16 protein-coding genes are annotated in these 17,757 nt (G+C 28.5%); 11 read left to right on the top strand and 5 right to left on the bottom strand.

Annotated features, from left to right (window positions below; translation table 11 throughout):
• Nucleotides 1–104: 104 nt before the first annotated feature.
• Entirely contained in the window at nucleotides 105–1,832 is a 1,728-nt protein-coding gene (locus IC758_RS15395) for an ABC transporter ATP-binding protein (protein WP_227434415.1), read from the top strand.
• Nucleotides 1,832–3,622 carry an ABC transporter ATP-binding protein gene (locus IC758_RS15390; protein WP_227434416.1) on the top strand — a complete coding sequence of 597 codons (1,791 nt, stop codon included), beginning with the start codon at nucleotides 1,832–1,834 and terminating at the stop codon, nucleotides 3,620–3,622. The genes IC758_RS15395 and IC758_RS15390 overlap by 1 nt, the downstream gene beginning before the upstream one ends.
• A gap of 144 nt (nucleotides 3,623–3,766) precedes the next feature.
• Here IC758_RS15390 and IC758_RS15385 read toward each other — a convergent pair whose 3' ends face one another.
• The 3 genes from IC758_RS15385 to IC758_RS15375 all read right to left on the bottom strand — a co-directional run bounded on the left by IC758_RS15385 (nucleotide 3,767) and on the right by IC758_RS15375 (nucleotide 5,659).
• Nucleotides 3,767–4,075, bottom strand: a complete 309-nt coding sequence (locus IC758_RS15385) for a hypothetical protein (protein WP_227434417.1) — start codon at nucleotides 4,073–4,075, stop codon at nucleotides 3,767–3,769.
• A 263-nt stretch (nucleotides 4,076–4,338) separates the two neighbouring features.
• Nucleotides 4,339–4,887 (bottom strand): L-2-amino-thiazoline-4-carboxylic acid hydrolase, encoded by a 549-nt coding sequence (locus tag IC758_RS15380; protein WP_227434418.1) that lies wholly within the window; start codon nucleotides 4,885–4,887, stop codon nucleotides 4,339–4,341.
• Nucleotides 4,888–4,987: 100 nt separating this feature from the next.
• The gene (locus tag IC758_RS15375) at nucleotides 4,988–5,659 is read right to left on the bottom strand and encodes a GntR family transcriptional regulator (protein ID WP_227434419.1); all 672 of its coding nucleotides are present in this window, start codon (nucleotides 5,657–5,659) and stop codon (nucleotides 4,988–4,990) included.
• A gap of 417 nt (nucleotides 5,660–6,076) precedes the next feature.
• On the opposite strand from IC758_RS15375, the gene garR reads away from it, so the two are divergent.
• The 3 genes from garR to IC758_RS15360 all read left to right on the top strand — a co-directional run bounded on the left by garR (nucleotide 6,077) and on the right by IC758_RS15360 (nucleotide 9,992).
• A complete protein-coding gene (gene garR / locus IC758_RS15370) occupies nucleotides 6,077–6,967 on the top strand; it encodes a 2-hydroxy-3-oxopropionate reductase (RefSeq protein ID WP_227824313.1) in 891 nt (296 codons plus the stop codon).
• Nucleotides 6,968–7,114: 147 nt separating this feature from the next.
• On the top strand, nucleotides 7,115–8,497 hold the full coding sequence (locus IC758_RS15365; protein WP_227824312.1) for a GntP family permease: 1,383 nt from the start codon (nucleotides 7,115–7,117) through the stop codon (nucleotides 8,495–8,497).
• 58 nt (nucleotides 8,498–8,555) lie between these two features.
• Nucleotides 8,556–9,992 carry a four-carbon acid sugar kinase family protein gene (locus IC758_RS15360; RefSeq protein ID WP_227830851.1) on the top strand — a complete coding sequence of 479 codons (1,437 nt, stop codon included), beginning with the start codon at nucleotides 8,556–8,558 and terminating at the stop codon, nucleotides 9,990–9,992.
• Nucleotides 9,993–10,131: 139 nt separating this feature from the next.
• Here the strand turns inward: IC758_RS15360 and IC758_RS15355 are convergent, their stop codons facing one another.
• A complete protein-coding gene (locus IC758_RS15355; RefSeq protein WP_227482098.1) occupies nucleotides 10,132–10,986 on the bottom strand; it encodes a putative ABC transporter permease in 855 nt (284 codons plus the stop codon).
• Between the two features lie 284 nt (nucleotides 10,987–11,270).
• Nucleotides 11,271–11,594 (bottom strand): DUF1540 domain-containing protein, encoded by a 324-nt coding sequence (locus tag IC758_RS15350; RefSeq protein WP_227434424.1) that lies wholly within the window; start codon nucleotides 11,592–11,594, stop codon nucleotides 11,271–11,273.
• 202 nt (nucleotides 11,595–11,796) lie between these two features.
• On the opposite strand from IC758_RS15350, the gene IC758_RS15345 reads away from it, so the two are divergent.
• From IC758_RS15345 to queA, 6 genes are all read left to right on the top strand, one after another.
• Nucleotides 11,797–12,426 (top strand): BofC C-terminal domain-containing protein, encoded by a 630-nt coding sequence (locus IC758_RS15345; protein WP_227434425.1) that lies wholly within the window; start codon nucleotides 11,797–11,799, stop codon nucleotides 12,424–12,426.
• A 412-nt stretch (nucleotides 12,427–12,838) separates the two neighbouring features.
• Complete coding sequence (locus tag IC758_RS15340; RefSeq protein ID WP_227846053.1) at nucleotides 12,839–14,089, top strand: RNA-guided endonuclease InsQ/TnpB family protein; 1,251 nt, start codon at nucleotides 12,839–12,841, stop codon at nucleotides 14,087–14,089.
• Between the two features lie 129 nt (nucleotides 14,090–14,218).
• A complete protein-coding gene (gene ruvC, locus IC758_RS15335) occupies nucleotides 14,219–14,728 on the top strand; it encodes a crossover junction endodeoxyribonuclease RuvC (RefSeq protein ID WP_227434427.1) in 510 nt (169 codons plus the stop codon).
• The gene (ruvA, locus tag IC758_RS15330; RefSeq protein WP_227824309.1) at nucleotides 14,721–15,323 is read left to right on the top strand and encodes a Holliday junction branch migration protein RuvA; all 603 of its coding nucleotides are present in this window, start codon (nucleotides 14,721–14,723) and stop codon (nucleotides 15,321–15,323) included. Before ruvC ends, ruvA begins: the two co-directional genes overlap by 8 nt.
• A 72-nt stretch (nucleotides 15,324–15,395) precedes the next feature.
• Nucleotides 15,396–16,415: a Holliday junction branch migration DNA helicase RuvB gene (gene ruvB / locus IC758_RS15325; protein WP_227434429.1), complete on the top strand. Its 1,020-nt coding sequence runs from the start codon at nucleotides 15,396–15,398 to the stop codon at nucleotides 16,413–16,415.
• Nucleotides 16,416–16,731: 316 nt separating this feature from the next.
• Nucleotides 16,732–17,757: a tRNA preQ1(34) S-adenosylmethionine ribosyltransferase-isomerase QueA gene (gene queA / locus IC758_RS15320; protein ID WP_227860565.1), complete on the top strand. Its 1,026-nt coding sequence runs from the start codon at nucleotides 16,732–16,734 to the stop codon at nucleotides 17,755–17,757.

Below are 17,757 nucleotides of genomic sequence, written 5' to 3'. Positions count from 1 at the left end.
GTGCACTAACTCTTTTCTCCTTTTTTTATAAAAGCAAGTATTCATAAGCTTGGCATTACTACATAATAATTACACTGTCTCAAAAATTAAGAAAGGAGTAGAATATGAAATTAATTTTAAATTATTTAAAAAATTATAAGTTATTAATAGCATTAAATATACTGGCTATATTTAGTTTTGCATTAGTTGAATTAGGTATACCAACAATAATAGCTAAAATAATTGATAATGGTATTGCAAATCAAAACACAACTTACATAAAACAAATGGGAATAGTAATAGTTGTTATTTCTATTATAGGAGTTGTAGGTAGTGTATTATTGGGTTATTGTTCTGCAAAAATATCAACAGGAGTAACTAGAGATATAAGAAATGATATATTTAAAAAATCTCAAGAATTTTCACACACTGAATACAATAAATTTGGGATTTCTTCAATGATTACAAGAACTACAAATGATGCATTTCAAATTCAACAATTTGTAAATATACTTCTTAGAACAGCTTTATTAACTCCAGTCATGTTTATTATAAGTATAATCATGACAATTAGAACAAGTGTAGAGCTTTCTTTGGTATTAGCTATATCAGTTCCTTTTATAATTATTGGAGTAGCAGTAATAGCAAAAATTTCTCAATCAATATCGTCTAAACAACAAAAAGGACTGGATAAACTAAACCTTATATCAAGAGAAAATTTAACGGGAATAAGAGTAATCAGAGCATTTGGGAATGATGACTATGAGACAAAAAGATTTGAAGAAACAAATACATATTATGCTAATGTTTCTAAAAAATTGTTTAAGCTTATGTCAATTACTCAACCCGCATTCTTTTTATTATTAAATATAGCTGTTTTGGCTGTGTTTTGGATTTCAAGTGAAAAAATAAATATTGGAGAAATTCAAGTTGGACAATTGGTTGCATTTTTGGAATATCTTTTCCATGCTATGTTTTCAATTATGCTTTTTTCAATGGTATTTATCATGTATCCAAGAGCAGAAGTTTCAGCAAATAGAATAAAAGAAATTTTAGAAGAAGAACCACTTATAAAAAATCCTAAAAATGGAGTAAAAGATACTGAAAATAAAGGACTTATAGAATTTGACAATGTAACATTTACTTATCCAGATGGAGAAGCTTCTGTGCTTAAAGATATTTCGTTTACTGCAAAGACTGGTGAAACAGTTGCCTTTATAGGTAGTACTGGTAGTGGAAAAAGTACCTTAATTAACTTGATACCTAGATTTTATGATGTAACAGAAGGTAGTATTAAGATAAATGGAGTAGATATAAGGGAATATGACTTAAAGGCTTTAAGAAAAAAGATAGGGTTTATACCTCAGAAGGCATTGCTTTTTACTGGTAGTATAGCAAATAATATTAGATTTGGTAAAAATAAAGCAGGAACATCAGAATTAGAACATTCAGCCAAAGTTGCACAGGCATATGAGTTTATATCAAAAAAACCTAGAAAATTTGATGAATTAATTAGTGAAGGTGGAGCTAATGTATCTGGAGGTCAAAAGCAAAGACTTTCTATTGCCAGAGCTATTATAAGAAAACCTGAAATATATATATTTGATGATAGCTTCTCTGCATTAGATTTTAAGACTGATGCAATACTTCGTTCTAAGCTAAAAAAAGAAACAAAAGATGCAATTGTATTGATTGTTGCACAGAGAATTAGCTCAATTATTGATGCTGATAAAATTGTAGTACTAAATGAAGGACAAGTTGTTGGAATGGGAACTCATAAGGAATTATTGAAAAATTGTGAAATATACTATGAAATTGCAACATCTCAGTTGAAAAAGGAGGAATTGGAATAATGAAAAAGTCTAAAGGTTTTAAAAAAACAATTGGTAGACTTCTTCCATTTGTAAAGCAATATAAATTTTCATTTATTATAGCTATTATATGTATAATTTTAGCAGCTACTATGAATGCAATTGCTCCTAAAACAGAGGGATTAATAATAACACAATTAACTAAAGATGTAATTCGTATAGCAAAAGGAATACCAGGAGCATCTGTGAATTTTAACTATGTAGTAAAAATTTTGGCACTCTTAGCATGTATATATGTTGCTAATGCAATTTTTACGTATGCTTCAAGTTTTTTACTTACAAATGCTATTCAAAATACGATGAGAGACTTAAGAAATGAAGTAGAAAATAAGATAAGAAAACTGCCTATTAGTTACTTTGACAGCAATAGTTTTGGAGATGTACTAAGCCGTATATCAAATGATGTAGATACAATATCAAATGCCTTACAACAGAGTTTTATGCAAATTATTAACTCAATTTTAGTAATAATTTTGGCAATTTCTATGATGTTTACAATTAATGTATATATGGCATTTATAGCTCTTTTTATAATTCCAATTAGTTATTTTGTATCTAAGTTTATAGTAAAAAAATCACAAAAGCGATTTTCATTACAACAAAATGCTCTTGGAAAATTAAATGGAAAAGTACAAGAGATGTATACTGGATTTAATGAAATAAAATTATATGGTAAAGAAGAAGACTCTATAGAAGAATTTAAAAAAGTAAATCAAGAACTTTGTGAAAATGGATTTAAGGCACAATTTATATCAAGTATGATGAATCCAATGGTTTCATTAGTAACTTATTTTGGAATTGCAGCAGTAGCAGTAGTTGGTTCTATATATGCAGTGAGTGGAGGGATAACAGTTGGAAATTTACAAGCATTTGTACGTTACATATGGCAAATAAATCAGCCTCTTTCACAGATGACACAATTATCAACTGTAATACAATCTTCTTTTGCAGCAATAGAGCGTGTATTTGAAATTTTGGATGAAGAAGAGGAAACTCCTGATGTTGAAAATCCAGTTAAGATAGAAAATGTACAAGGAAATGTTACATTTGAACATGTGAATTTTGGATATGGAGAAAGTGAGACTTTAATAGAAGATTTAAATGTAGAAATAAAAAGTGGTCAAATGGTAGCTATTGTTGGTCCTACTGGAGCAGGTAAAACAACATTAATAAACTTATTGATGAGGTTTTATGATGTAAAGGGAGGAGCTATTAAAGTAGATGGAGTAGATATCAGAAATATGAGACGTGAAGATTTACGTTCAATGTTTGGAATGGTACTTCAAGATACATGGTTATTTAATGGTACTATTTTTGAAAATATAGAATATGGTAGATTTGGAGCTACTAAGGAAGAAATTATACAAGCAGCAAAAGTAGCAAATGTACATCACTTTATAACTACACTTCCAGATGGCTACAATATGTTTTTAAATGAAGAAGCATCTAATATATCGTTGGGAGAAAAACAACTTTTAACTATAGCTAGAGCTTTTATATCAGACCCTTCAATATTGATATTAGATGAGGCTACTAGTTCTGTTGATACTAGATTAGAATTGATGCTTCAAAAGGCAATGAGAAATCTTATGAATGGTAGAACTAGTTTTGTTATAGCACATAGACTTTCTACAATTCGTAATGCTGATTTGATTTTGGTTATGAATAATGGAAGTATTATAGAGCAAGGTAATCATGATGAACTAATGGAAAAAGGCGGATTTTATGAGAAGCTTTATAATAGCCAATTTGCAGATACAGAATCTGAATAGTAAAATATCTGCATGAATAATAGCTAAAATTTAAATTGATAATGTTAGAATTGAAAAGAGTATCAGCAAAGTTATTTTTTAATAAAATTACTGATACTCTTTATATTTAAGCTTAAAAATATTTATATTTGACAATTAATCTTGTTATATCTGATAGCTAGAATTGCAGTATTTTTCTTTTTTACCTTTTTGTTCTCTGACATATAATAACTCACTTAACTTATCGATGTAATAACAATCATCACTTATGCGAATTAAACTAGTTAGATAATATCCGTCTTTACTTCGAGGAATTTTTTTGTTTATAGCTAAGTCAATAGCTGTCTTTGCTGCCTCAAAATGTTTTAAGTGTGTATGACCTTCTTCAAAATTCTTTCTAGTATTATAAACTACATAACCTTTTTTAACTTGAAAAACTATAAATTCTTTTTTTTCATATATTTTATTAAACATTTAATCAGCCTTTCTCAAGATAGTTTTATAGTATAACAATAGAAGCTTCTAAAAAATTTTATAAAGAGTATAAATATTATGTAAATTATAGACCTAAAGGCTATAATTTTATAAAGATAAATTTTTTATTACTTATATGTTAATTCATAGAAGTTAAAAGTAAATTATCTTTAAGTTAAACAAAAGTAAAATAAAAGACTAGTTATAATATTTATATGAAAAAGTACAAAATATAGTATAAAAATATAGAAAAATTAAATTATTTACTTGCAGTTTCTAGTTCCGTAAGTATATTTACCTTGAGATATATTATCATCATGAAAATATATTCTCTCACAAACTTTATCACCCCATAGAATATTTTTTGTTATTTTATGTGATGTATCTCCTGTAAATACCTCAGCAACAGTGGTATCAGTAACATCACAATAAAGGGATGCAAACTGCTTAAACCAAGGATTTTCTTCAAAGCGTGAAAGCCAGGAAGCTCCATAAGGACAGTGTAACTCTTCAAATTCAGGAACCCAACCTAAAAATGGAACATCAGTTATACTAGCAATATTGTCAGCAATCAATTCATCTCCATTTTCATTGGCTCTTTCTCTCATAGAAATAGCTCTTTCTTCTGATCTTTCAAACAAAACTTTTTTTAATATTTCAGCAGTTTTTTCATTTCCAAATTCCTCAACTAATACTTTGGTAAAATAAAAATATAAATCACCAAAATGTTTACAAGCCATACGAACTTCTTCAATAGCATAATCTTTGTCAATAGTTTCATTAGTTACAGTATCTTTGTTCAAAAAAATCACTCCTTAAAATAATAGTAGTTACATTATAATTATAGAGTATTTTTTATAAATAAGAAATTGATTTGAGATAAATAACATTTTAGTAAATGTAAATAGATTATTAAAATAATTTATTATTACAAAAATCTTCTAAATTGATGTATTTAGGAGTCTCCATATGAATAAGTGTTGTTTTGTAAATATCTTCAGTACATCCATTAGATATATTATTAAAAATATCTGTATGCTCTTTTAATGTTGTTTCTAGTCTTCCCTCATGTGATAATGAATCAAGAGCTAATTTTTTTATTCTGTACATATAGCTGTTGAACATCTTATCAAATTCAGTATTTTGAGCATATGAGACGATTGTTGTGTGAAATAAAGTATCATATTCTGCAAATGTGTTTAAATTCTTATCACTTGATACAATCTCTTTTTGTTTATCTAAAAGATACTTTAATTTATCTATAGTTTGAATTGCTCTAGGCTCTTTGTATTGGCTCGTAATCAAAAAAGTACAAAATCCTTCTATTGCAGAACGTATTTGAAATATCTCTACAATTTCATTGGCTGTGATTTGATGAATTTTGAAACCCTTACTTGGAATGATATCTATAAAACCATCTTGACTGAGTCTTTGAAGAGCATCTCTTATAGGAGTTCTTGAGATTCCTATTTCACTTGCAAGCTTTGTTTCAGAATATATTTCATTTTCTATTATTTCACCAGATAGTATTAATTCTTTTAAATAGTCATATGCTTGTTCTTGTAATCTTTTAAATGTAGCCATATTTTACCCCTCCTAAACAATGTAAAAATACAAAAACTTATATAATGTTAAGAATACAACATAGTAAAATTAAGGTCAATCCTTTGAAATTTAAATTATATATTGGTTGATATGGCGATATAAATAAAGGTTTAGTTGAATGATACTTAATTATTGATAAAAATAGTTGATATAAAGAAAAATAATTAATATAAAGTATGATTAAATATAATATAAAAATAGTGTGGTTTATTTAACATAAATAGTATGCGTTAAATATAATGATTATAGATAAAATCTATTATATAAATCTAAAAATCGTGTTTTATTGTTAAAATAAATACTTTTATATTTTATATTGACCGGTATACTGGTGTGTAGTATACTTTAAATCATAAAAAACGTTTTCAAAAATATGAAAATATGGAGGGGTATATAATGAAATTAGGATTTATCGGATTAGGAATAATGGGAAAACCAATGGCCAAAAACTTACTAAAAGATGGATGTAATCTTTTAGTATATGACATTAATAAATGTGCTGTAGATGAGCTTGTATCGTATGGTGCAAAATATGCAAGTCTTTCAGAAATAGGTGAAGAGTGTGAGATTGTATTTACAATACTTCCAAATGGAGCTATTGTTCAAGATATATTATTTGGAGCTAATGGTTTAACAAATACTTTAAAAGAGGGAAGTATAATTGTAGATATGAGTTCAGTTACACCTACAGAATCTATGTTATGTGCAGAAAAATTAAAGCAAATGAACTTAGAATTTATAGATTCGCCAGTAAGTGGAGGTGAACCAAAAGCAATTGATGGAACACTTGCTTTTATGGCTGGTGGTAAAGAAGAGGTATATAAAAAAGTAGAGCCATTCTTTAATATAATGGGAAGTTCAGCTATCTTAATTGGAGATAATGGTAGTGGAAGTGTTACAAAACTTACAAATCAAGTAATAGTTAATCTTACAATAGCAGCAGTATCTGAAGCATTTGTACTTGCAGCCAAAGCAGGAGCAGACCCAGATAAAGTGTACAAAGCGATAAGGGGAGGTTTAGCTGGCAGTACAATATTGGATGCAAAAATACCAATGATTATGAATCGTGATTTTAAACCAGGTGGGAAAATATCTATCAATCTAAAAGATATAAAAAATGTAATGCAGACAGCACATAATTTGGATGTGCCACTACCTATGACAAGTCAGCTATTAGAAATTATGCAAACATTAAAAGTACATGGACACTTAGAAGATGACCATGGTGGAATAGCTCAATATTTTGAAAAATTAGCAGGTGTTGAAATAAAAAAACACAATAACTAATGGCAAAGATATTGATGATATAGTAGATATGTATTATAAAAATTAGATTTAGATTATATTATACAGAGATGATAGAGTTACAGTATCATAATAAAAGAAAAAATAAGGTCAAGAGATAATAAAGTAAATTATAAAGGGGAAAAGATTATGATTACAGGATATGGACTTTTGATAGCATTTATTATATCTATAGGAATTTTGCTTGTGTCAATTATCAAGTTTAAAGTAAACCCATTTTTGGCATTACTTATAACATCAATAATTACAGGATTTATGGTTAAAATGCCTATAAATGAAATTTCAACTACAATATCAACTGGATTTGGAAATACATTAGGTAGTATTGGTATTGTAATTGGACTTGGAATAATATTTGGAAATATACTTTCAGAATCAAGAGCAACAGAATCTATTGCAAAGGGATTGTTGGCTAGAACTGGAGAAAAAAATAGTGCGTTAGCTATAACTACAGCAGGATTTTTAATTTCAATTCCAGTGTTTATGGATGCTGCATTTGTTATAATGATGCCTATAGTTAAATATGTTTCGAGAGTAACTAAGAAGTCTCTTATGGTTTTTGTATGTGCATTAGGCGTTGGTACAATAGTAGGTCATGCACTTGTAATACCAACACCAGGGCCTTTAGCTGTTGCAGCAAATGTAAATGCAAATGTAGGTAGTTTTATACTTTATTCTATAATTGTTGCATTTCCAGCAGCTCTTGCAGGAGGATGGATTTATGGAAAACGTTTTGAAAAATATCCAGCTTATGCAATTGACGAAAATAATAGAGAAAAAAATTTAGAACAAGAAAAAGAGAGTATTGAACTTGAAGATGATAACTCTAATAAAGTCCCTGGTTTTGGAGTTTCTATGTTTTCTTTATTATTCCCAATACTTCTTATACTTGTATCAAATGTATTTAGTATGTTTTTAGAAAAAGGTTCTAAAATGAGTGGAATACTTGCTTTTATAGGCGATAAGAATATAGCAATATTACTTGGAATATTGGTAGCAATAGTATTTTTAAAGAAGTACATAAGTAAACCTATGGGAGATGTTGTTATTGAAGCTGCCGATTCAGCAGGATTGATACTATTAATAACAGGTTCAGGGGGAGCATTTGGTAGTGTTATAAATGCTAGTGGAATAGGAAACTTCTTAGTTGACACTATGTCTGGTCTTAGTATATCAGTTGTAGTACTTGGATTCTTATTAAGTGCATTACTTAGAATTTCTCAGGGTTCTGCTACTGTAGCACTAGTGACTACCTCATCAATTTTAGGACCGACAATTTTAGCAACTGGGATGTCACCAGTTTTAGTAGGGCTTGCTATATGTGCTGGTGGCGTTGGTTTTTCTCTTCCAAACGATTCTGGATTCTGGGTACTTTCAAGATTTAGTGGATTGTCAGTTAAAGATACTTTAAATTCATGGACAATAGGAGGTACAATAGCTGGTATTACAGCATTTGCAATGGTTTTATTACTTAGTGTTATAAATGGTATTATACCACTTCCAGGCTTATAAAAAATATAAATATTAAACATATGCATACTGTAATAAATTGCATAAAGGGGGATTTTTAGTGAGAGAAGTCAATTCAATTAACATAGATATACTCGATACTTTTAAGAACGTAGATGAAGATAAATTAAATAAATTACTTGTAAATGAACTTAAAAATTTAAATAGAAAAATTATTGTATTAGATGATGACCCAACTGGAGTACAAACAGTTCATGATGTTTCTGTATATACTGATTGGGATAAGAATAGCATAGAACAAGGTTTTGATGAAGAAAATAGTATGTTTTTTATACTTACTAATTCAAGGGGATTTACAGTTTCTCAAACAACAGAAGTGCATAAGAAAATTTCAAAAAATATTGTGGATATTTCTCAAAAAGTTAATAAGGATTTTATTATTATAAGCCGAAGTGATTCAACAATGAGGGGGCATTATCCTCTTGAAACTAATCTGTTGAAAAATGAGGTGGAAAAATTATCAGGGAAAATATTTGATGGTGAAATAATAATGCCATTTTTCAAAGAAGGTGGAAGATTTACGATAGATAATGTGCATTATGTAAAAGAAGGAGAAATGCTTGTACCAGCGGGAATGACTGAATTTGCAAAAGATAAATCTTTTGGATATAAATCTTCTGATATAGGAGAATGGTGTGAAGAAAAAACAAATGGAGAATATAAATCTAGTGATATGATATACATTTCATTAGAGGAACTTAGAAGTTTAAATATTGATAGTATGACAGAAAAGCTTAAAATGGCTAAGAATTTCAACAAAATCATTGTAAATGCAATAGATTATGTAGATGTAAAGGTATTTACAATTGCGTTTATACGTGCAGTAAACAGTGGCAAAGAATTTATATTTAGAAGCGCTGCTGCTATAACAAAGATACTTGGAGGTGTAAGTGATAAGGAATTACTTACTAAAGAGGAATTAGTATCAAAAGATAATACTAATGGAGGTATTATACTTGTTGGTTCACATGTAAATAAAACTACTCAACAACTAGAAGAACTTAAAAATTGTAAATATCCTATAGAATTTATAGAGTTTAATCAACATTTAGTTTTGAGAGAAGATGGATTAAAAAATGAAGTAAAAAGAGTTATACAAGTTGTAGAAGAGAGAATAACTAATGGAAAGACTGTTGCTGTGTATACTAGACGTGAGCGTTTTGATTTAGATACGAATGATAAAGATAAACAACTTATGGTTTCTGTAGAAATTTCAGATGCTGTAACTAGTATAGTTGGTATGCTTAATGTAAGACCAAATTTTATTATAGCAAAAGGTGGAATTACATCTAGTGATGTTGGAACTAAGGCGCTAAAAGTAAAAAAGGCTACTGTAATGGGTCAAATAAAACCTGGTATACCAGTATGGATGACAGGAGAAGAAAGTAAATTTCCTAATATGCCATATATAATTTTCCCTGGCAATGTTGGAGAAGTTAGTACACTTAGAGAAGCTGTTGAAGTATTAATGGGCTAGAAGATTTGATTTAAAAATAAGGATAAGTCAATAGTAAGTTTTAGAATATATTAAATAAGGTTTAGAATATTATCAATAATATTCTAAACCTTATTTGTATTTATAAATATTTATATTATAATATGGCATATAATTTAGATTATTTATTTTTTTTGATTGATTTAATATCTTCTTTGATTTTATTTAAAATATCTTTATGCTTATTAGAGCTTATATTAGGGAACGCCTTAATAATACGTCTATGAAGTAATTTGTGGCTAGATAGTAGAGTATTAAGCTTGTTTTTAAGTTCTTCAATTCTATTTTTAGCATAACGATAATTTTCTCTTTCTTTTAATATTTCAAATCTATCCTCTAAAGTCTCAAGTCTATTTTCAACCAAAGTCTCAAGTTTATTCTCAATAGTTTCTTGTGTAATAATTTTGTAGTATTCCTTTTTATCTTTTAATTCCTTAATTATAAGATTGATTTGTTTTAATTTACCATTTAATTGTAAAATTGTGTGTACTGTAATTATTAAATCTAAAACAAAATAAATTTCTATGGATATACCAAGAATAAATAGTATATTTTTAGGAATATAATCTATGAAATCAACTACAATAGGATGTATTATCAGCATTACAATTAATGACAACACACCAAACATAAGTGAATTTTCTAGGCACACTCTTCCATGAATGTTGAACTTGTGATTGGAATAATCCCACCACTTCATATTAAATATTTTTTCTAATACAAAACTTGTAAAATACTCCATTATGCTGGTGATAATTATACTAAACACAAATAATAAGGGAATATTATGAACAAAAGGAGTTAATGTAGCTACTATTGCTAGTGCTCCAAATCCATATATAGGACAAAATGGCCCATTTAAAAAACCTCTATTTACAAATTGTTTTTGTAAAACAGAACAATATGTAGTCTCACAACACCACCCTATAAAACTATAAATTACAAAATAAAGAAATTGGATATAAAATGTACTCATAAGCACCTCATTTCTAGTTAATATAACATTATATAATACTATATATCTGGTATTTTCTTTCACAATTAACTATATTACTTTAAATTTAATTTACATATTGATTATACCAATTTATAGAAATTTATCAAATTTAATTGCAATTATAATATTATATGCAAAACTATAATAATGAGATTTTATTTAAAATAAATAAGGGTGTCAAGTATAATCAAATCAATATCTGTAGATACTCTACAGTATATTGTTTTGATTACCTTTGACACCCTATATTATTTATATTTTGTTTATTTACATTTAAAACTAGAACAACATGTTTCAGTGTAAAGATTTACTCTATCAGTTTCAGGAGCTACTACTATATTATCAAGATTACATAAGCTACCATCTTTATTATACTTACAAGTCTTGACACTACAAACTAATTCTTCACAATTTCTATTGTTAACATTATTAGATAGATTACTATAAATAGATTCATCTAAAAACGAACTACAGCAAGTATGTCTATCATTATGAGCTTGTTCACCATTTATAAAAATTTTATCTGCATAACATATATGGCTGTTATTATGTGAGCAGTTAGTTACATTACAATTGATTCTTTCCAAAGTTATTACCTCCTAAACTATTATTTATTATAAATTATGTCCATATAATTGCAAGAATATAACATTTAAGAGAAAACTTCCTTTTAGAAGATATCTATTTTTAGATTAATTTGAAATACAGATATATTTTCTTCTAAAATTTACCTAAATTGTATAAAAACTTACAGCTTGGAGAAAATAATAGAAAAAGGAGGCGTAATCAATGTTTGAAAAGAAGAAAAAAGAATTATTTCCTTGGAAAATATCTGCATTAGTACTAGTAGGAGTATTTGTATTAAGTAGTGGAGTTTATATAGGAACAAAGTTAAAAAATAATGGAGTTCAAACTGGTAAAGTTGTAAGTGCTAGTGCGAATATGAATGAAGAATCAAAAGAAGCTTTTGGATTAAATAAAAACTGTGAAGTTTGGCTTCAAAGCGAAGGTGAGAATGAAACTAACTATAAGAGAGTACTTACGATGGCTGGAGTAGTTCCAGAGTCATTATTAGATAAGACAAAATCAGAAATAGTATCATATTTTAAGCAAGAATATCCAACTAAAACAATAAAGAGTATGGATAAAAATGAAATCATATTAGTAGAATCTAAAAACAGTGATAATAAAGATGTACAAGCAATGAACACTACTATAAAAGGTAAATATACAATTGAAAATGATAATGGAAATATAGCATTGTATAAATATGATGATAGTGGAAATAAAACATTAGTAGAAAAAACTAAAATAAGAGTAGATTCACTTCCTAAGACTGTTCAAGATGAACTTAAAAAAGGTGTAGTTATGGATACAGAGGAAGAGGCCTATTCAAGATTAGAAGATTTTGCAAGTTAATATTTCAAATTGATATTAAGATTCAAAACATATTTAATGCCTATTAAAATACAATAATTTATTTGTACTAAATATAAAAGTTATATTGGAGTGAGAAGTTCGCTTTGATATAACTTTTTTATTTGATTTTATTAAATCTCTAAGAATACTCGTGACTTTAGTCATGAGATGAATTAGGGAAATAGTAAGCGTATAGAGAAGTTTGTATGTAGAGATAGTAAACAATCTATCCAATATACCACTTGAATTGCTGGAAACCCCTAAAGCTTATGTGAACGACAACCTCTAATACGATTAATGTAGAATTTAGCTACAGGTTAAATTTTCTCTACTGTCATTGTTTTTTACCAAAACATTGGCTTTACAGTAAAGATATGTTATAATCATCTTAGAAAGCGAAGTGATATATATCATGTATTTAACTGTAAAACAGCAGGTAAAACATCTTTCAAAGGAAGATTATAAGAATATTAAAGAGCTTTCTCGTATAGCTAAAAATTTAGCTAATGAAGCAATCTATAATATTAGGCAATATTACTTCCAAGAAGGCGAATATCTAAATTATGAAAAGAATTATGTTCTTCTGAAAGATAGTCCTAATTACAAAAATTTAAATTCCAATATGGCTCAACAAATTTTGAAGGAAGTAGATGGTTCATTTAAGTCTTTTTTTGGACTGCTTAAATTAGTGAAAAAAGGTAAATATTCTTTCAAAGATATAAAATTACCACATTATCTTCCAAAAGATGGATTTACTACACTTGTCATTGGTTTTGTTCGATTAAATAATAATCAATTAATAATTCCATATTCACGTCAATTTGGAAAAGAACATAAAAAAGTTATAATAACGATTCCGCCAATTCTTAAAGATAAGAAAATTAAGGAAATTCGTATTATACCAAAAGCAAAAGCTAGGTTCTTTGAAATTCAATACACTTACGAAGTGAAAGAAGAACAAAGAAAATTAAATAAAAACAAAGTACTAGCAATTGATTTTGGAATTAATAATTTAGCAACTTGTATTACTTCTACTGGTGAAAGTTTTATTGTTGATGGAAAGCGTTTAAAATCAATAAATCAATGGTATAATAAACAAAATGCACGACTTCAAAGTATTAAAGATTTACAGGGGTATGTAAAACGAAATACCAATCGACAAAAATCGAATACTCGCAATCGAAACAATAAAGTAAATGATTATATGGCTAAAACAGCTCGTATTATTATTAATTATTGTTTAAAAAATGATATTGGTATTTTAGTTTGTGGGTATAATGAAACTTTTCAATACAGAAGTAATATCGGGAAAGTTAATAATCAAACATTTGTACATATTCCTTTTGGTAAATTACGTGATAAATTAGAATATCTATGTAAACTATATGGAATTACTTTTTTAAAACAAGAAGAAAGTTATACTTCCAAAGCTAGCTTTTTTGATAAAGATATTATACCAGCTTATAATGACGATAATCCAAAGGAGTATGAGTTCTCTGGAAAAAGAATTAAAAGAGGATTGTATCAAACTAAAAAAGGAATGATTTTAAATGCTGATGTTAATGGTGCATTAAATATTTTGAGAAAAAGTAATGTTGTGTCCTTAGATGGACTATACAGTAGGGGCGAACTGGACACGCCTGTACGTATCAAAGTAGCTTAGGTTATTTTGAACGTAATCGAACTCTGCGATTTTAGTCGTGGGAGGTTCAGGGTATAATAATTTAGAACATAAGTTTTTATGAGAAATACATTTTGGTATTTCTTTTATTTTTAGGAGGAATTTTTTAAAATGATGATATTGGGGATTGACCCAGGTATAGCCATAGTTGGATATGGTATAATTGAATATAAAAATAGTAAATTTAAAGTAATAGATTATGGAGCAGTGACAACACCTGCGCATATGAATATCTCTAAGAGGTTAGAACTTGTATATAAAGGAATTGATACAATAGTAAAGAATTACAATATAGATGAAGTTGGAATGGAGGAACTATTCTTTAACAAGAATGTAAAGACTGCTATAACAGTAGCACAGGCTAGAGGGGTTACTATGCTTGCTTGTGCACATAATGGTAAACCAATATATGAATACACTCCGCTTCAAGTAAAACAAGGTGTAGTTGGATATGGTAGAGCAGACAAAGCACAAGTTCAACAGATGGTAACCTCATTTTTAAGTTTAAAAAAAGTTCCAAAGCCAGATGATGTTGCAGATGCTCTAGCTGTGGCTATTTGCCATGCTCATTCAAATAAACTTGAAAAAACTTTAAAGAATATAGGTGGGAAGTATGTATAGTTATATAAAAGGTACAGTAGAAGAAATTTATATAGACAGTATAGTTGTTGAAAACAATGATATAGGATATAAGATAAATGTGTCATCCAATACAATAATGAATTTGCAAATAGGGAATACTGCAAAAATATATACTAAACTAATAGTAAGAGAAGATGATATGAGTCTTTGCGGTTTTGCAAGCAGGGAAGAATTAAAGATGTTTGAATTGCTTACATCTGTATCAAAAATAGGACCTAAGGTGGGGCTTTCAATACTATCATTTGCATCACCAGCGCAACTAGGAGCTTATATTTTAAGCGAAGATGTTGGGAAACTATCTAAAGCTCCAGGCGTTGGTAAAAAGACAGCAGAGAGAATCGTTTTAGAACTTAAAGATAAAGTAGATAAAAATAATATAGACTTTGAACCAACATTATTATCACAAAAACCTACTTTCATATCTCAAGATGAATCTATAGATGCACTTGTAGCTTTGGGGTATACCTTAGCAGAATCAAAAGAGGCAGTTCAAAAATGTAAAAAAGATGGTATGAATACAGAAGACATTATAAAAAAAGCACTTACATATATAATGAGTAAATCTATGAAGTAGCATTTAATTTGTGAATGTAAAATAATATTTAAAATAAAGTAGATTTGCAAAATTACGGAAGGAGGGGTATAAATGCAAGATTTTGAAGATGAAAATAGGATAATAACTTCTACTATGAAGGTGGAAGATATAGATATAGAAAATAGTTTAAGACCAAAAACACTAGAAGATTATTTGGGTCAAGAAAAATCCAAAGAGCAACTTAGTATATTTATAGAGGCAGCAAAATCAAGAAATGAGCAGTTAGACCATGTACTTTTATATGGACCACCAGGGCTTGGAAAAACTACACTAGCAAGTATAATAGCTAATGAGATGGGAGTAAATTTGAGGATTACATCAGGACCTGCAATAGAGAGAGCTGGAGACTTAGCAGCTATACTTACAAATTTGAATGAAAATGATGTTTTATTTATAGATGAGATACATAGAATCAATAGGAGTGTTGAAGAAGTATTGTATCCAGCAATGGAAGATTTTTGTTTAGATATAATAATAGGAAAAGGACCATCTGCTAGAAGTATAAGGCTTGACCTTCCTAAGTTTACACTTATTGGAGCTACTACAAGAGCTGGTATGCTTACAAATCCACTTAGAGATAGATTTGGTGTTATTTGTAAATTAGATTATTATACAGTTGATGAACTTTCAAAAATAGTGCTTAGGTCATCAAATATTTTAGATGCAGAAATACAATCTCAAGGAGCTTTAGAGCTTGCAAAACGCTCAAGAGGAACTCCAAGAATAGCAAATAGATTGCTAAAAAGAGTTAGAGATTTTGCACAGGTTAGGGCTGATGGAAGGATAACTGATGAAGTTGCAAAGGATGCTCTTGAACTTTTAGGAGTTGATAATTTAGGTCTTGATTTTGTGGATGAAAAGCTTCTTATAACTATAATAGAAAAATTTAGGGGTGGTCCTGTAGGTCTTGATACGTTAGCAGCTTCAATTGGTGAAGATAGGAATACAATAGAAGATGTGTATGAGCCGTATTTACTTCAACTAGGGTTTATAAATAGAGGGCCTAGAGGTAGAGTAGCCATGCCATTAGCCTATGAACATCTAAAAATACCTTATCCTAGTGATAGATAAGAATAGAAGAAAGAGGTATCAATTAAAAAAATAATCATTAAATTAAAATATTTCTAAAATGGGCAAAAATTCAAACATATCCACAAAATGGTAATTATATCTGTAGATACTGTGGATAAATACAAGGAAAAATGTGTGTACTGTATCTATATATTGTGGATAAGACGTGTATAACGTGGAAAAATATCTATATATTGTGGATATGCTGTATGTTAAAAATAGGGATTTATTGATAGATTATGGTAATATTGTAGAAAATAAGTTGTTTTTTTGATATTATTGTAGCTAGAGAAATTTTAAGAGAGGAAGTTTGACATTGAAAACAAGTGATTTTAAATTTGATTTACCACAGGAACTTATAGCTCAAGTTCCTATAGAAGATAGAGCTAGTTCAAGATTGATGGTATTAGATAAAGAAACAGGAGAAATTGAGCATAAAGTATTTAGAGATATAATAGAATATTTAAATCCAGGAGATTGTTTAGTTTTAAATAATACTAGAGTTATACCTGCTAGATTAATAGGGGAAAAACTTGAGACTGGTGGAAAAATTGAATTTTTATTATTAAAAAGAACAGAGGAAGATACTTGGCAAGCTTTAGTAAAGCCAGGTAAAAGAGCAAAAGTGGGAACTAAGTTTTCCTTTGGAAATGGGAAATTAATTGGAGAAGTTGTAGATTTATCAGATGAAGGTTCAAGAATTATAAAGTTTCATTATGATGGAATTTTCGAAGAGATTTTAGATGAGCTTGGAAATATGCCACTTCCTCCATATATAACTGCTAGATTAGAGGAAAAAGAAAGATACCAAACTGTTTACTCAAAACATAATGGCTCAGCAGCGGCACCTACAGCAGGTTTACACTTTACAGAAGAATTATTAAATGAAATAAAAGAAAAAGGTGTAGATATAGCATTTATAACTTTACACGTTGGTTTAGGTACTTTTAGGCCAGTAAAAGTGGATGATGTTTTAAATCATAAGATGCATTCAGAGTATTATATGGTTAGTCAAGAGGCAGCTGACAAAATAAATAAAGCAAAAAAAGATGGGAACAATGTAGTATGTGTTGGAACTACTAGTTGTAGGACTATAGAATCAGCTTGTGATAAAAATGGCAAGATGAAAGAAACTAGTGGATGGACAGATATATTTATATATCCAAGTTATAAATTTAAGGTTTTGGATAGACTTATAACTAATTTCCATTTACCAGAGTCTACCTTAATCATGTTAGTAAGTGCTATCTGTGGAAAAGAAAATGTTTTAAATGCATATAATGAGGCAGTAAAAGAAAGATATAGATTCTTCAGTTTTGGAGATGCTATGATTATAAAGTAG

Source organism: Clostridioides sp. ES-W-0016-02, from assembly GCF_020641035.1.
Taxonomy (GTDB): domain Bacteria; phylum Bacillota; class Clostridia; order Peptostreptococcales; family Peptostreptococcaceae; genus Clostridioides.
Note: the sequence above shows the minus strand (reverse complement) of the source record. Positions and strands in the feature narration are given on the sequence as shown.

Bases quoted from the DNA above. Each gene is read 5' to 3' on its own strand.
- IC758_RS15395 (WP_227434415.1), top strand. From the start codon at position 105: ATGAAATTAATTTTAAATTATTTAAAAAATTATAAGTTATTAATAGCA.
- IC758_RS15390 (WP_227434416.1), top strand. From the start codon at position 1,832: ATGAAAAAGTCTAAAGGTTTTAAAAAAACAATTGGTAGACTTCTTCCA.
- IC758_RS15385 (WP_227434417.1), bottom strand. From the start codon at position 4,075: ATGTTTAATAAAATATATGAAAAAAAAGAATTTATAGTTTTTCAAGTT.
- IC758_RS15375 (WP_227434419.1), bottom strand. From the start codon at position 5,659: ATGGCTACATTTAAAAGATTACAAGAACAAGCATATGACTATTTAAAA.
- garR (WP_227824313.1), top strand. From the start codon at position 6,077: ATGAAATTAGGATTTATCGGATTAGGAATAATGGGAAAACCAATGGCC.
- IC758_RS15365 (WP_227824312.1), top strand. From the start codon at position 7,115: ATGATTACAGGATATGGACTTTTGATAGCATTTATTATATCTATAGGA.
- IC758_RS15355 (WP_227482098.1), bottom strand. From the start codon at position 10,986: ATGAGTACATTTTATATCCAATTTCTTTATTTTGTAATTTATAGTTTT.
- IC758_RS15345 (WP_227434425.1), top strand. From the start codon at position 11,797: ATGTTTGAAAAGAAGAAAAAAGAATTATTTCCTTGGAAAATATCTGCA.
- IC758_RS15340 (WP_227846053.1), top strand. From the start codon at position 12,839: ATGTATTTAACTGTAAAACAGCAGGTAAAACATCTTTCAAAGGAAGAT.
- ruvC (WP_227434427.1), top strand. From the start codon at position 14,219: ATGATGATATTGGGGATTGACCCAGGTATAGCCATAGTTGGATATGGT.
- ruvA (WP_227824309.1), top strand. From the start codon at position 14,721: ATGTATAGTTATATAAAAGGTACAGTAGAAGAAATTTATATAGACAGT.
- ruvB (WP_227434429.1), top strand. From the start codon at position 15,396: ATGCAAGATTTTGAAGATGAAAATAGGATAATAACTTCTACTATGAAG.